Raw genomic sequence first — 14,235 nt, forward strand, 5'->3', positions numbered from 1 at the left:
ATAATAGCGGACCTTTAAAATGTTGACTAATTGGGATGAATGGTATATTCAAAAAGATAGCCGGCAGGAGCGCAAGACGCTGTCTGCCGGCCGTGGTTTTGCATTCACCCTCTTTATTAACTAAAAACTTTGCATGGGATCGCCCATCTGCATGTCGTTGTTGTTATTCTGTTTTTTCTTTTTGAACAGCGAAGTGTCAAACTTGCCGAAACGGTAGCTGAAGTTAAGTTTCAGGATGCGGGACTCACGCTTGCGGATATAGTCCTGCGCAAAAGCCGACGTGGCCTGGTTCAGCTCATACTGACGGGTATTGAAAACATCTGAGAGGCTAAGGGTGAGCGAAGCTGCTTTGTTTTTCAGGAAGTCCTTACGAACGGCCACGTCCACGGTGCTGAAGCCTTTGATAGTACCCTGTGAAGAAGTAGGGATCATCATGAAGCCACCACCTCCGCCGCCGCGGCCGCCACCACCGCCGCCGGAAGACGGTAAGGCAATGGTAGGTGCCTGATAGGAGCCGGTTACCTGTAATGTGAAATTAGCAGGCAGTTTGGTCTCTGAATTGATTTTCGCCAGCCAGCTGAAACCGCTGTTGTTAAAGTTCTGACCGTTGCTGTTCACCTTCATGTCTGTCTGATACAGGTTCAGGTTGGAGGTAAGGTCCCAGCCTTTGATGATCTGGTTTTTTACCGTGATCTCAGCACCGTAGGAATTGCTCCTGTTGGCGTTGATAAACTGCGTCAGCAGCGTGTCTGCGCCAATAGGCGTGCTGATGGTGGAGATCATATTGTTGACGTTCCGGAAGTAAATGCTTCCCAGCAGGTTGGCGTTTTTCCAGTTTTTAGCGTAGGAAAACTCCAGGCTGTTGATGTATTCAGGTTTCAGGTTGGGATTACCTTCCCGCTGGTTCTGCGGATCGCTGTAATCGCGGTAAGGTATCAGCTGGAAGAAGTTAGGCCGGTTAACACGACGGGAATAATTGAGCTGCAGTTCCTGTTCATGTTTAAGTTTCTGCGAGAGATACACGCTCGGGAAGAAGCCCGGGACTGCTTTAGTTGGCTTGTATTCCACGCCTTTGTTTTCTCCGGCGTATACATATTGCTCTACCCGCAGACCGGCCTGGTACCCGAAGTTGCCCACGGTGTTGGAGAAGTTCGCGTAACCGGCATAAATCTCTTCGTTGTATTTGTAGGCGGTAGAGAGCATCGTGTTCGGTATGAAGTTATTGCTGAGGGTATCTTTGTCGAGCACCTGGTAATCGCTGGTATAGTCGCGCAACGTGACTTTCGCGCCGGCTTCCAGTTTTCCGTTTTTGCCTACCGGGTTGGTATAATCTGTCTGAATGGTGATGAAAGTGGTTTTACCGGCGGTAGTATTGGTTTGTGTCAGTGCCTGTCCGAGGGGAACGCCCTGTGCGTTCATGGCCTGGGTGATGTAGTCACCGTCGCGGTTATTGGAACTTCTGTTGTAGTTGAAGTCAGCTGTCCATTCCTTGTTGGGCTTGGCATAGGTATGCTTGAAACCCAGTGCTGTGGTGTAATTGCGGAAGTTGAACTGGTTGTTGTTTTTTCGGTCGCTGAGGCCGGTGATACTGTGATGGCCGTCGGAGAACGTGCTGAGGAGGTCTTCATTGTTTTTGAAGTTGCCCGCTACGATGTTCTGTGACAGCGAGATGGTATTTCGGTTATCGATCTGGTAATCGGCGCCGAAGCGGCCAAACTGGAACAGCGGTTTGCTGGTGCTGTTGCTGTTTTGCAGGAGATAGCTGGTATCTGCCACGCCACCACTTCTGAAGTTGCTGCGGGAGGTGGTGCCATCGCCCCAGGTCCTGTTGGCGTTGATATTATAGTTGGCGAACACATTGAATTTACCCTGACGGATATTGATGTTGCCGCCGCCGTTGTATTTGTTGCCGGTGCCGATACCTGCTTGTACCGAGCCATTGAAGCCGGCTTTGCGGTTTTTCTTCAGGATGATATTGAGGATACCGGACATACCTTCCGCATCATAACGTGCGGAGGGGTTGGTGATCAGTTCCACGCTTTCTATCGCGTCAGCGGGTATCTGATCGAGGGTGAGGGTAGAGGGTTTGCCGTCTACAAAAATATTAGGGGCTGCATTGCGTACGCTGACGTTGCCGTCCAGGTCCACGTTGACGGAAGGGATGTTTTTCAAAACATCTGTAGCGGTGCCGCCAACGCTGGTGAGGTTACGTTCCACGTTGAACACCTTTTTGTCGATGCCCATGGTGAAAGCGCTTTTCTGGCCGGTTACTTCCACGCCCTGCAGTGTTTTTACGTTGGGCTGCATTTTAATGTTGCCCAGGTCCTGTTCCGTAGTTTGCGGGGTGATGGCCACTTTTTTCTGAAGGCTGGTATAGCCCATGAAGTTGATGCGTACTATGAAAGGGCCGAAGGGCAGGCTTTCCAGGTTAAATTCCCCGTTGGGTTTCGTCAGCATGCCGGTCACCACCGAGGAGTCGCGTTGCCGTAGCAGGGCTACGGAAGCGTAGGGGATAGGTTTCCCGCTGGAGGCATCTATCAGTTTTCCGTAAAGCCTGCCTATCTGAGGCATGTCGGGCCTTGCTTTTGCGCCTTGTCCGTTTTGCGTTGCCGCTGGTCTTCCGTTTGCCGGTGCCTGGGCGAAGGACTGTACCTGCCACATTAAAATGCCGGCGAGTACGATGTACCGTTTTTTCATCCTGCTGTTTTTTACCTGCACGCTTGGTCAGATTTCAGCAAATGTATCGGTGGCCAGTGGTGGATGGTCGGATATTGTGATGAATGGAATTTTTTCCGCAGGAAATCAAAAAAAAGGCCCGTAGAAGGTCTTAACAGTAGTTAACAAAGCTTTCCGGTTAACAGTAGTTAACAGTAGTTAACAGTACGCGGCGCCTCTTCCCGAAGCGCCGCTGAGAGAACGATTAAAAAATGCAGAGGAGTATTACCGCCACAAGGCCGCAAATGAAGCCGGTGAGGGCGCCCAGCAATGTGAACTGCTGAATGCCATTACCTAACAGTTGCTTACTGATTTGTTGCAGTTGTTCTGCAGAAATGCCGGCTACTTTATCAGCTACCATTTTTTCGATATTCAGATCTTTTTCCACATTGTCAAGATACTGATTGATCATTACCGGAAACAGGGTGTCGAGTTCTGCTACGAGGTGCGATTTGATCTGGTTCACGATGCTGTCGCCGATGAACATGGAGAGTACCGGCATGGCTTTAGGTAGTTTCTCCCGAAGGAAGGTATCGAGATGTGCTTCCACCAGCGGGATGATATTTTTTATTTTTTCCGGATCTGTCAGTTTGGATTTGATGATGCCGAAGGAAAGTTGCTGTCCTGCGAAAGCGCCCAGTTGCTGTGCCAGGGCTTGCTGGCGTTTCGGAAGAATACTGGTAAAGAAGGTATGGACTGCGAGGCGGTGAATGAACCAGCCCAGCAGGGCAGTAACAACGGGTACCAGGCAGGAGATTATGATCAGATAATTCATTGAGTCGGAATGTTATTTACAATGTTGCGAAGATACTTTCCCTTGACTGAATTTCTCAATCAAAAATGAAGCAGGGGTAAACGAAAAAAGGCTTCCATGTAGGAAGCCTTTTTCATTTTCGGGTGGATGAGGGGTCTCGAACCCCCGACCCTCAGAACCACAATCTGATGCTCTAACCAACTGAGCTACAACCACCGTTTTGGCCCGTCCAACGTGTGTTTCTTTCGTTGTTGGGAGTGCAAAGATAACACAAAGCTTTTTTAAATTCCAAATACTTTTCAAAAATTTTTTTCAGAAAGTTATATATCACGAAAAAAGAGGGAGTGATATGATAATCATTGCACTACATTTTATCCCTCCCATGCTTGTTATTATATACTAATGTAATCCGCGACAGAAGGCGTTTTGAGGCTTTGCACACTGCATCAAAAAACGTATCTTTGCGCACTTCCCATTATAATTCCCATTTTATTAATTTATTGAGAATCAGCAGTATGCCTGGTTGATGGCCTCACGGAACTCCCTGATTACAGGTGATTTCCTGACCACAGGGGAAAGATATGTTAGCCCGGGTGACGAAACGATGAAAAAATGACAATTCCCCCTGAAAATGCGCTATCGAACGTGAACTAGTTTAATAATTAATAGTATATATATTATGGATCAGCTTAAATTGAAGTTACAGGAGTATTATCAGCGTTACCAGCAGATGGAGCAGAAGGTAAAACCTGGCAAAGAGGAGCCTGCGAAAGAGGAGGTGCTGGACCTGGAAAATGATATTCTCACACAGTTTGGATTACCTACCTCGCGCCGCTTTGTACAGATTCTGCATGACTTTGTACATCACAGCCAGGTGAGTGACCAGCTGTTGGATTATGTGAGCAAGAAACTGCGGTCGGCAGCCCGTAAGTACCTGCTGGCCCCGGTGATGTCAGACGTAGAGCTGCTGGAGCAGGCGCGTGACCAGAAGCGTAGCCCTTATGACGTATTGCCCGAACTGGGCTATCCGGCACAGGAATATGCCCTCTTTCTGATAGGGGAATTATATTACCGCCGTAACATGTCGGCATCAGACATCCTGGAAGAACTGAAGAAAATGCAGCACTTCCACAGCTGGAATGACCTTGCCTTGCTGAGCAAGATGAACAACTACTCTCATCATGAGTTGTATGCCAAGCTGAAAAAACATGAGCTGCGTTTCATCGATGATTATATCCAGCACAGCCGCCGCCAGGAAACAGCGCGATTGGTCAACAAACGCCCTACGCCGGCGGAAGAAGGCTATAAGCCGGATTATAAGACCATCACCAAGGTGCAGGTGGAAGACATCATCTTTGATGAACATACCACTCCCAGCCTCTTTGGTAAGATCAAAAGCGGCAGGGGATACACCCGTATTACCATCGGCCTGGAATTTTCCGAACTGAACCAGATCCTGATGAGCAGTGACGAGCTGGGCATGGAAATCAGCAACCACATCAAAAAGAGGCTGGCCAACCCTTCAGCGGAAAAACCAACGGTTATCGATATACGGGCAGAATTTGGTGATGTTTTAAAGCTGGATAATTGTTATCTTGAAGTATATAAGCCACAACATCGCGAAGGCAATAAATGGGTGGAAGACAAAGACAACTTCTACTTTGTGGATAAAATACTGACTAAAAAAGAATATGAAAAACGCACCAAAGAGGCAGAGGTGCAACGTAAAATACAAGAATGCCTGGAGCTCATCGGCGGTTCTTACGTCTACTATCAGCGGCTGCGCCGCCTGGGTATCACTGACGATGAGGCTAAACTGAGAGCAGGCCTATCGGATGAACTATTGTTCAAGCTATCATTTTTCCTGAATAAGGTAAAGGAGTAGTTTTTTTGTTGTGATGTTTTTAAGCAGCGGAGACGATTGTCTTCGCTGCTTTTTTATTTGGCCATGTGGTTATTTTAATATTTTGATATTGAGTAGCTCGCTAAATGACTAAATAATCCAATAACCCAACAGCTAAATAAGCTGAGTGAAATGATGGGCGGAGATATAAAAACCCTGTTGATGGTACAGCCGGTGGGCCGGCCACAGGTTATGCCCCGAATCCAGTTGTACAACGGCCAGTCCTTCTTCCCGCGCAATTTCCCGGATATGGTACAACAACAGGCTGGCATATCCCTGCGCACGCAACGACGGGTGGGTGGCCAGATCGTCGATATAGATAAAGCGGCCGGTATGGAGATTGTGTTTATGACGGTAGCCGGCAATAGCGGCCACTTTGGAAGGATCATCATCAGCAGGCATGTATAGCAGGTGATACCCTTCCTGCTGCATTTCCCGTATCTGCGGCAGCAGTCTTTCCGGTTTTACATGCGGGCGCAACGTCAGGATTACTTCGCTGCAGGCCCGTATCTCGGCATCGGTAGTGGCGGTTTTTACAATTCTCATTTTGCAGTAGTTGGATAATGTTGGCCCGGTATGCGGTGTGTGGCTACGCCAATACGGTTCCAGGCATTAATACAGATAATGTGCATCAGCAGCTGGGCAGTGGTTTCCAGCCCGAAGCAGGCCAGCGCCTTGTTGTAAGTGGCCGCTGTCAGGCCCTGCTGACTGATAAACGTCACTTCTTCCGTCATCGCCAGTATGATCCTTTCTTCTTCGGTGAACTGTGGTGATTCACGCCATACGCTGAGCAGCAACAGGCGTTGTTCCGTTTCTCCCGACTTACGCGCATCGGCTGCGTGCTTGTCGAGGCAATAGGCACAGCCATTCAGCTGGGATGCCCTTACTTTGATCATTTCGCGGTGCAGCGGCGAAATATTGGTAGTGGCGGTATATTTTTCCATGGCCATCATGGCTTTGAACGCTTCCGGCTGCACCTCCTGCATGAAAAATCTTTCTTTCATCATGATTGTTTTTGCATAATTGATGCAGTAAAATTAGCTTTGCACTGGACTATTGAAGTAGTCCAGATTTAAATCGACAGATAGTCCAGGTGCTACCATATAAAACATTGATCAATATTGACCGGGAGGCGCGGCAGCCGGTCTATCAGCAGATAGCCAACCGCTTTGCCAGCCTGATACGGGAGGGCATATTGAAGCCGGGATCGTTATTGCCTGGCAGCCGCGTACTGGCGTTACAGTTAGGGCTGCACCGGAAGACCGTTGTGGCGGCTTATGACGAGCTGGTGAGCCAGGACTGGGCCGTTTCCATTCCCCGCAAAGGCATGATGGTGGCCACCAACCTGCCGGACATTAAACCCCGTTCTTTCCAGGCGCCGGTATCTCCTTACGGTTACGGGCCTACGTTTTCTTTCAACAGTATTCCTTTTGTGGTTACTGCACGCCATGACCTGGCGCCAACGGGACACCTGATCATCAACGATGGCTTTGCGGACATGCGGGAAGCTCCGCTGGAAGCGTGGATGAAAGAGAGCCGCGCCCTGATCCGACGGCCCCGTTACCATCAACGGCTCACCTACGGCTCTGCGATGGGAAGCCAGCATCTGCGGCTGCAACTGGCCCGTTACCTGACCCATACCAGAGGACTTACCTTGTCTACCAGCAACCTCATGACCACACGCGGTGCGCAGATGGCCATCTATCTGACAGCGGCCATGGTCCTGAAAAAAGGTGATTACGTGATCGTGGGAAGCCCCAATTATTTTTATGCCGACCTGTGTTTCGAACAGCTGGGCGCCCGCTTGTTGCGCGTGCCGGTAGATGCGGACGGTATCGATGTGGAAGCGGTAGGGCAACTGTGCCGCACCCACAAAGTGAAGATGCTTTACTTGATACCGCACCATCATCATCCTACCACCGTGACACTCAGTGCCGAACGCAGAATGAGACTGCTGGACATTATCCGTACCCATCGGCTGGCCGTCCTGGAAGATGATTACGATTACGACTACCACTACAGCTCTGCGCCCATACTGCCGCTGGCAGCCGGAGACCACGGCGGCAATGTGATCTATATCGGCTCTTTCACCAAGCTGCTGGGACTTTCCATCCGCAGCGGCTTCCTCGTGGCGCCGGCCCCGTTCCTCGATGAAATGGCGCGGCTGCGCAAACTGATGGACCTCCAGGGCGATAACCTGGCAGAAGAAACCCTCGCCGCCCTGTTGGGCGACGGCACTATCGACAGGCACCTGAAGAAGTCGAATAAGCTGTACCATGAGCGCCGCGACCATCTCTCACAACTACTGCAAAGCCGTCTGGGCGACAAGGTACAGTTTACCGAACCTGCCGGCGGCATGGCCACCTGGCTTACTTTCCACAAAAGGTACCCGCTGGCACAGGTGGCCGCAAAGGCCGCTTCCATGGGGCTCAGCATGAGCAACGGAGAACAGTATGGTTACGGCACGAAGCCGGTGAACGCCATCCGTTTTGGATTTGCTTCGCTGAACAACAGGGAGCTGACGAAGGCGGTGGGCATCCTTGAAAAGATCCTTAAAAGGGAATAATCTTTTGTCTGAAAACACTAAGTTTGATACTAAAACTATCACACATGGAAGAACTGACACTGGGCGTGGGATCAAGAGTACAACACGCACATTTTGGTCCGGGCGTTATTGTAGGCGTTAAATATGCACAGTACCGGGTCACTTTTATGGACCATGGCATCAAAATGATCGACAAAACAGATCCGCTGTTTGAGGTGCTGGTCGCCGAGAACCAGACCGCTGAAGTGGAAACCGCGTCCGACGTGGAAACTTCTTTACTGAAGATACTTCGTTTATGGGGTGGCGTTACAGAAGTGGTGCCTTTGGGCGACCGCTGGAAGAACGGCACCATGGTGCTGCAGCCGGGCGACGCTTCCCTGAAAGCCAAGGAACTGCCGATCGAGACGTTTTTCCATAAGATCGTGATGTTGCGCGACCGTTTACGTGTGCTTGAGCAGAACATCAACAGCCATAAAGTGTTGACCGACGAAGAGAAGATCAACCTGCAACAGTACATCACCCGTATTTACGGATCACTCACAACTTTCAACGTGTTGTTTAAAGAAAAAGAACACTGGTTTACTGGTGACAAGGCCGGCAATGACTAGTGCTCACTGGTGGGATAAACATGTTCGAGCAGCCAGCGGTAGGCATTGAGAGAGTGGTGCACGAAAATATTTTTACCATCAAATGGAAATTTTTCATCGTATCCTTTCACCGGATATAAGATGACAGGCGTACCTGCCGGGGTATAATTGTGGCTGTTGACGAAGACAGGGCGGTTATATTCCGGCACTACTTTTTTCACGCGGCCGTACGCCATTTTGCCCAGTACCCGCTGAAAGCGCCGGCTGGCTCGTCTGGCAGGCCGGTTGAGGCGCCCGTATATATAGGACAGGGCTACGCGCACCGGAAATTTTTGTTGCCGGAAAGCTTTTTTGATATTGGCAAAAGGGTTGATGGTATTAAAATCTGTAGGTGTCTGGATGGAGAACGGCACCTCCGGAACCCAGTCACGCCCGTTCACGATCCGTATTCCCCAGCCGTCGCGGGTGATATAATCATAATCATACGCATAGAACAGGTTGCCCGGTTTAGGCGCCGCGCTGCAATAGGTTTTAAAGACGATGTCTTTCGGCAGGCCGTCGAGGTATTGAAAGTAGGAGCGTGCCAGAAAGGCGATAGCGCCGCCCTGGCTATGCCCGAAGATAATAAATTCGTGTATGCCTTCCTGATAGTACCGGTTGATTTGTTGTACCATGCCGGGTGCCATGGCGGCGAGGCCCAGCAGCCAGCCGGCGTGAACAAACGCTTTGTCGTCGTCGGCCAGTTTATAGTTGAACGTGGTACTGTCATTAAGCTGCAGCGTGCCTTTGGCGCTGATCATGCCTGCGTAGAAATTTTCCATCCAGGAGGTGGAGGTGCCGTTGGTGCCTCTGATGGAGATCACGCCGAGGCTGCGGCTGCGGTTGACCCAAAGGTCCCATCGGTTTTTAAGGCCCACTTCCGGTGAGCGGTATACGATGCGGAAATTTCCGGGTGCTTTGGCATTGCTTTGCTCCAGGGAAGTATCGCGTTGCAGGGAGGTGAGGTCCAGCAGTTCATGGTATTCCCGGGGATCAAAATGTGGCACCAGGTGTTGGGCACAGAGGACATTTCCCGTAAAAAATAAAAATAGAAAAGAAACCAGTGAAATGCGAAACATCATGAGAATTTACGAATTGGCAATTATGATTTACGAATAGAACAACAGTGTAATGAAAATTCTTTAGATGAAACTACAACAATTATGAGTATTATGTTGTTCTAAAAGCGTTTAACTTCCGGCCCTAAAATAAATTTTATGTCCAAGAGAATAGAACACGATTTCCTGGGAGAGAAAGAAATACCCCAGGATGTGTATTATGGGATTCAGACCCTTCGTGCGCTGGAGAATTTTCATATCACCGGTATTCCGCTGAAGGTGGAACCCATCTTCGTAAAGAGCCTGGGTTATGTGAAAAAGGCGGCTGCTATGGCCAATCGGGACCTGGGAGTACTGGACAAAAATATTGCAGAATATATTATTAAGGCCAGTGACCGTGTGATCAGCGGGGAGTTTGACAACCAGTTTCTGAGTGACCTGATACAGGGCGGGGCGGGTACTTCCGTAAATATGAACGCCAATGAGGTGATTGCCAATGTGGCCCTGGAGATGATGGGCAAACAGAAAGGGGAGTACGAATTTTGTCACCCCAACAACCATGTGAACTGCTCACAGTCCACCAACGACGCTTATCCCACCGCTTTTCGTATAGCCCTTATTCTGAAGCTGACCGCTTATAAAGAAGAGCTGGGCAAGCTGGCCGATGCTTTTGATACCAAGGGTAAGGAGTTCCAGAATGTATTGAAAATGGGCCGCACTCAGTTGCAGGATGCCGTGCCGATGAGCCTTGGTGACGAATTTCATGCCTTCGCGATCAATCTGAAAGAAGAGCTCTCCCGGGTAGACAGCAGCAAGCGGCTGATTGCGGAAATCAATATGGGCGCAACTGCTATTGGTACGCGGGTGAATGCGCCGGAAGGGTATGCAGAACTGGTGACCCAGTACCTGTGCGAGGTAACCGGGCTGGACCTGAAACTGGCAGAGAACCTGATTGAAGCCACCAATGATACGGGTGCTTATGTACAGCTTTCCGGTGTGCTGAAACGTACAGCCGTGAAGGTGTCGAAGATCTGTAATGACCTGCGTTTGTTATCGTCCGGACCACGGGCAGGCCTCAACGAAATCAACCTGCCGCCGATGCAGCCGGGATCTTCCATTATGCCGGGCAAGGTGAACCCGGTGATCCCCGAGGTGGTGAACCAGACAGCTTATTATGTTATCGGCGCCGATCTGACCGTGACGATGGCCGCGGAAGCCGGTCAGTTGCAGTTGAACGTGATGGAGCCGGTGATATCTTTCTCATTGTTTACCGCGATCACCTATATGGGCAATGCGTGCCGTACCCTGCGGGAGAAATGTATCCTGGGTATTACCGCCAATGCAGAGCATACCAAACAGATGGTGATGAACAGCATCGGTATCGTGACGCAGCTGAATCCTATACTGGGGTATGAGAAATCCGCCAGTATAGCCCGTGAGGCGCTGGAAACCGGAAAGTCGGTGCATGATATCGCCGTAAAGGAAAAGAAGCTCATCACCCAGGAGAAATGGGACGAGATTTTTACGTTCGACAATATGATCAGGCCACAGTTCATCAACCGTTAATGACGCCTGATTTTTTTGTGAATAAAATGAGTTCGACTGTGATATTTTGGAGATTTGTGCGAATAATATAGAACAAGCCGGATCAATTGGAAGAAGTGCCCTCCATCAGGGCTTACAATAAAGGCTGGTGCTGCGCCTTGGTGTGGCACCGGCTATGTAACCACAATAGTCAGTAGGCACAATAGCCGTAGTAGCCGTAGTAGCCGTAGTAGCAGTAGTAACCGTAGTAACCGTAGTAACTATAGTATTCGTTGTATTCGTGGTATTTGTAGTAACCGTGGTAACCGTAATAATCGTAATAACCATTGTAACGAATAGCGATAAGCATAAACATAACCATAATCATTCATAATTATTCATCATCATTCATTATATCGCCGGACATAACAGGTGTTGCAGGTTCATGCCGCAGGAAGGCGATGAAATAGTGTACAGTCATATGCTATAATTTTCTATTGATATTGATTACCTTCAGCAGCACATATTATTTTGTATGATCTGGTTAGAGTTCGCAATATTACTCGCCGCTATCCTGGTGGGAGCCCGTATGAAAGGCATTGGTCTTGGGGTGATGGGTATGGTGGCGTTGGCGGTTTATATCTTTATTTTCCGCATGCGGCCGGCCGATCCGCCGATAGATGTGATGCTGATCATTCTGGCGGTAGTAACCACCGCCGCCACCCTGCAGGCTGCCGGGGGGATGGATTATCTGGTGCGGCTGGCAGAGAAGATATTGCGGAGCAAACCTTCCCTGATCGTTTTACTGGGGCCGCTGGTGACGTATTTTTTCACTCTTTTTGCGGGCACGGCCCATATCACCTATTCCCTGTTGCCGATTATTGCGGAAGTATCCACCAAGAAAAAAATAAGGCCGGAGCGTGCGTTGAGTATTTCGGTGATCTCCTCGCATCTGGCGATTACAGCCAGTCCTATTTCGGCTGCCACCGCGGCGTTGCTGACTATCCTCAGCGGAAAAATAGCGCTGCTCGACATACTGCGGGTGTGTATCCCGGCCACTATCCTGGGAACGCTGGCCGGCGTGGTGGTATGCTGGAAGAAAGGCAAGGAGCTGGAGAAAGACCCGGTATTTCTGGAGAAAATGAAAGACCCGGAGTTTGCGGCCAGTATAGAGACAGATGTCCAGGAGAGCAGAACGCCCCTGTTGCCGGGCGCCAGACTATCGGTGCTGATATTCGGGCTCGCGGTACTGCTGATTGTGCTGGTAGGCGCTTTCCCCAATATGCTGCCTTCCTTTGGAGAAGGGAAAAGTAATATGGCGGTAGATGCCACCGGACATATAAAAATGGCTGCGGTGATAGAGCTGGTGATGCTGGCGGCCGCTGCTGCCATTATGCTGCTTTGCCGTACCACTGCTGCTGCGGTGGCCAAAGCCAGCCTGTTTAACTCCGGCGCCCAGGCGGTAGTGTCTATCTTCGGCGTGGTATGGATGAGCGCCACCTTTATGCAAACCAATACCGGTATTATTGAAAGCACATTGGGCAATATGGTCAGGGCGGCCCCCTGGACGTTCGCCATCGCCCTGTTCATACTGAGCATTTTACTTTTCAGTCAGGCAGCTACCACCAAAGCGCTGATGCCGCTGGGAATGTCCCTCGGTATTCTGCCGGCGCACATGGTGGCCATGTTCCCTGCTGTTAACGGGGATTTTGTGCTGCCAGGTTATCCGACCCTGCTGGCTGCCATTAACTTTGACCGCACTGGTAGTACCCATATCGGGAAATACCTGGTCAACCATAGCTTTATGATTCCGGGGATTGTCAGTGTAGCCGTATCCGTTGCCGCCGGGTTCTTTCTGGCCGGCATCCTGTTATAGACGACCATATTTTTTCTTTAACTCCCAAACTTAACCTTTATGCATATCCGCAATTGGCTGATAGCCTGCATGATGTTGTTTCCGCTTGCTGCAACGGCACAGCACCAGGAATCAAAGAAAGATACGCTCTATAAGCCTCTCATCCCCATCAGCAAAGCGCCCCTGTTAAACAATGTAGACATCATCGCCAATATGCGCTATGCTTTCCGCAATGAATTCGATAAAGGCACCTATACAGGCTCCCGCTTTGTCAATGAACAGTTCCGGCTGGAAATAAAAGGCAAAGTGCTCGACAAACTCTACTTCCGCTTCCGTGACCGCTACACCCGTAATCCGGAAACCCAGTCGGTAGATAACCTCAGCCGCTCCACAGACCTGGCCTACTTGCGGTTCGATCCCAACGAACACTGGAAAATATATGCCGGTAAACTCTGCGCTGACTGGGGCGGGGTGGAATTTGACGATAACCCCATCCAGATCTACGAATACTCAGATATCATCGAGAACTCGGACAACTTCCTGTCCGGCGCCGGCGTGGGATACCTCCCCAATAACAACCATGAATTTACCGTTCAGCTGCTCAACAGCCGCACCAAAACTTTTAAGGAACTATACGATTCCGTTCCGGGCATCTATGAAAGCAAATTTCCTTTTGCTGCCGTGATCAACTGGCGCGGACACCTGTTCGACGGGAAAGTGACCACCATCTGGTCTTACAGCATCTTTAAGGAAGCCACCCACCAGTACATGAACTATATCGCCCTCGGCAACTCGCTGATACTGCCCAACTTCAAACTGGACTATGATTTTAAGCTCAGCCTGGAAAACCTGGACCGCAAGTTCCTCGTCTCCAACTGGATACCCAATATGAAAGCGGCACAAGGCGTCACCTACATGAGCCACTGGCTGAGAGCAGACTTCCGCCTCAGCAGAATAGTGCACCTGACGGCCACCGGATTCGTGGACTTTGCCTACTGGAACGGCAACCCCGATCCCAATAAAGATAAAAAACTACGCACCGCCTGGGGATACGTGCCCGCTATCGAAGTATATCCCTTTGATAAATATGACCTGAAAATCTTTCTGAACATGGTCGGCAGAATATATCGCTATACCAGCTACGCACAAACGAAATTCGGACTGGCCAATGATGATACTTACCGGTTCTCGATAGGTTTCATAACACCGTTGTTGGTTTTGTGATCACGCAATGGCATTAGCAGCAAAGCGCAGT

12 protein-coding genes and 1 tRNA gene are annotated in these 14,235 nt (G+C 50.0%); 6 read left to right on the plus strand and 7 right to left on the minus strand.

Annotated features, from left to right (window positions below):
• Positions 1-120 precede the first annotated feature (120 nt).
• The 3 genes from ACTJJS_RS03590 to ACTJJS_RS03600 all read right to left on the minus strand — a co-directional run bounded on the left by ACTJJS_RS03590 (position 121) and on the right by ACTJJS_RS03600 (position 3,685).
• Positions 121-2,697 carry a TonB-dependent receptor domain-containing protein gene (locus ACTJJS_RS03590; RefSeq protein ID WP_440662449.1) on the minus strand — a complete coding sequence of 859 codons (2,577 nt, stop codon included), beginning with the start codon at positions 2,695-2,697 and terminating at the stop codon, positions 121-123.
• Positions 2,698-2,920: 223 nt separating this feature from the next.
• Positions 2,921-3,490, minus strand: coding sequence for a DUF445 domain-containing protein (locus tag ACTJJS_RS03595; RefSeq protein ID WP_440662450.1), 570 nt, complete (start codon positions 3,488-3,490; stop codon positions 2,921-2,923).
• A 121-nt stretch (positions 3,491-3,611) separates the two neighbouring features.
• Positions 3,612-3,685: transfer RNA gene (locus ACTJJS_RS03600), tRNA-His, on the minus strand.
• 463 nt (positions 3,686-4,148) lie between these two features.
• Between ACTJJS_RS03600 and ACTJJS_RS03605 the strand changes: the two genes are divergently transcribed.
• The gene (locus ACTJJS_RS03605; RefSeq protein ID WP_440662451.1) at positions 4,149-5,354 is read left to right on the plus strand and encodes a hypothetical protein; all 1,206 of its coding nucleotides are present in this window, start codon (positions 4,149-4,151) and stop codon (positions 5,352-5,354) included.
• Positions 5,355-5,486: 132 nt separating this feature from the next.
• Here the strand turns inward: ACTJJS_RS03605 and ACTJJS_RS03610 are convergent, their stop codons facing one another.
• Together ACTJJS_RS03610 and ACTJJS_RS03615 are read right to left on the minus strand one after the other, a co-directional pair.
• Entirely contained in the window at positions 5,487-5,918 is a 432-nt protein-coding gene (locus tag ACTJJS_RS03610) for a GNAT family N-acetyltransferase (protein WP_440662452.1), read from the minus strand.
• Positions 5,915-6,379 carry a carboxymuconolactone decarboxylase family protein gene (locus ACTJJS_RS03615; RefSeq protein WP_440662453.1) on the minus strand — a complete coding sequence of 155 codons (465 nt, stop codon included), beginning with the start codon at positions 6,377-6,379 and terminating at the stop codon, positions 5,915-5,917. The genes ACTJJS_RS03610 and ACTJJS_RS03615 overlap by 4 nt, the downstream gene beginning before the upstream one ends.
• 86 nt (positions 6,380-6,465) lie before the next feature.
• Here ACTJJS_RS03615 and ACTJJS_RS03620 point away from each other — a divergent pair, with 86 nt between their 5' ends.
• Positions 6,466-7,938 (plus strand): PLP-dependent aminotransferase family protein, encoded by a 1,473-nt coding sequence (locus ACTJJS_RS03620; RefSeq protein ID WP_440662454.1) that lies wholly within the window; start codon positions 6,466-6,468, stop codon positions 7,936-7,938.
• Positions 7,939-7,982: 44 nt separating this feature from the next.
• Positions 7,983-8,525 carry a hypothetical protein gene (locus ACTJJS_RS03625; RefSeq protein WP_343744975.1) on the plus strand — a complete coding sequence of 181 codons (543 nt, stop codon included), beginning with the start codon at positions 7,983-7,985 and terminating at the stop codon, positions 8,523-8,525.
• On the opposite strand, the gene ACTJJS_RS03630 is transcribed toward ACTJJS_RS03625, so the two are convergent.
• Positions 8,522-9,625, minus strand: coding sequence for a lipase family protein (locus ACTJJS_RS03630; RefSeq protein WP_440662455.1), 1,104 nt, complete (start codon positions 9,623-9,625; stop codon positions 8,522-8,524). The genes ACTJJS_RS03625 and ACTJJS_RS03630 overlap by 4 nt on opposite strands.
• A 135-nt stretch (positions 9,626-9,760) precedes the next feature.
• On the opposite strand from ACTJJS_RS03630, the gene aspA reads away from it, so the two are divergent.
• On the plus strand, positions 9,761-11,167 hold the full coding sequence (aspA, locus tag ACTJJS_RS03635) for an aspartate ammonia-lyase (protein ID WP_168869214.1): 1,407 nt from the start codon (positions 9,761-9,763) through the stop codon (positions 11,165-11,167).
• A gap of 169 nt (positions 11,168-11,336) precedes the next feature.
• Here the strand turns inward: aspA and ACTJJS_RS03640 are convergent, their stop codons facing one another.
• Positions 11,337-11,501 carry a hypothetical protein gene (locus ACTJJS_RS03640; RefSeq protein ID WP_440662456.1) on the minus strand — a complete coding sequence of 55 codons (165 nt, stop codon included), beginning with the start codon at positions 11,499-11,501 and terminating at the stop codon, positions 11,337-11,339.
• Positions 11,502-11,660: 159 nt separating this feature from the next.
• Between ACTJJS_RS03640 and ACTJJS_RS03645 the strand changes: the two genes are divergently transcribed.
• Positions 11,661-13,001, plus strand: a complete 1,341-nt coding sequence (locus ACTJJS_RS03645) for an anaerobic C4-dicarboxylate transporter family protein (protein ID WP_440662457.1) — start codon at positions 11,661-11,663, stop codon at positions 12,999-13,001.
• Positions 13,002-13,040: 39 nt separating this feature from the next.
• Complete coding sequence (locus tag ACTJJS_RS03650; protein WP_440662458.1) at positions 13,041-14,204, plus strand: porin; 1,164 nt, start codon at positions 13,041-13,043, stop codon at positions 14,202-14,204.
• The last annotated feature ends 31 nt before the right edge of the window (positions 14,205-14,235 follow it).

Source organism: Chitinophaga sp. 22308 (assembly GCF_052045305.1).
Taxonomy (GTDB): domain Bacteria; phylum Bacteroidota; class Bacteroidia; order Chitinophagales; family Chitinophagaceae; genus Chitinophaga; species Chitinophaga varians_A.

Coding starts and splice junctions, on each gene's coding strand:
- ACTJJS_RS03590 (WP_440662449.1), bottom strand. CDS start 2,697: ATGAAAAAACGGTACATCGTACTCGCCGGCATTTTAATGTGGCAGGTA.
- ACTJJS_RS03595 (WP_440662450.1), bottom strand. CDS start 3,490: ATGAATTATCTGATCATAATCTCCTGCCTGGTACCCGTTGTTACTGCC.
- ACTJJS_RS03605 (WP_440662451.1), top strand. CDS start 4,149: ATGGATCAGCTTAAATTGAAGTTACAGGAGTATTATCAGCGTTACCAG.
- ACTJJS_RS03610 (WP_440662452.1), bottom strand. CDS start 5,918: ATGAGAATTGTAAAAACCGCCACTACCGATGCCGAGATACGGGCCTGC.
- ACTJJS_RS03615 (WP_440662453.1), bottom strand. CDS start 6,379: ATGATGAAAGAAAGATTTTTCATGCAGGAGGTGCAGCCGGAAGCGTTC.
- ACTJJS_RS03625 (WP_343744975.1), top strand. CDS start 7,983: ATGGAAGAACTGACACTGGGCGTGGGATCAAGAGTACAACACGCACAT.
- ACTJJS_RS03630 (WP_440662455.1), bottom strand. CDS start 9,625: ATGATGTTTCGCATTTCACTGGTTTCTTTTCTATTTTTATTTTTTACG.
- aspA (WP_168869214.1), top strand. CDS start 9,761: ATGTCCAAGAGAATAGAACACGATTTCCTGGGAGAGAAAGAAATACCC.
- ACTJJS_RS03640 (WP_440662456.1), bottom strand. CDS start 11,501: ATGTTTATGCTTATCGCTATTCGTTACAATGGTTATTACGATTATTAC.
- ACTJJS_RS03645 (WP_440662457.1), top strand. CDS start 11,661: ATGATCTGGTTAGAGTTCGCAATATTACTCGCCGCTATCCTGGTGGGA.
- ACTJJS_RS03650 (WP_440662458.1), top strand. CDS start 13,041: ATGCATATCCGCAATTGGCTGATAGCCTGCATGATGTTGTTTCCGCTT.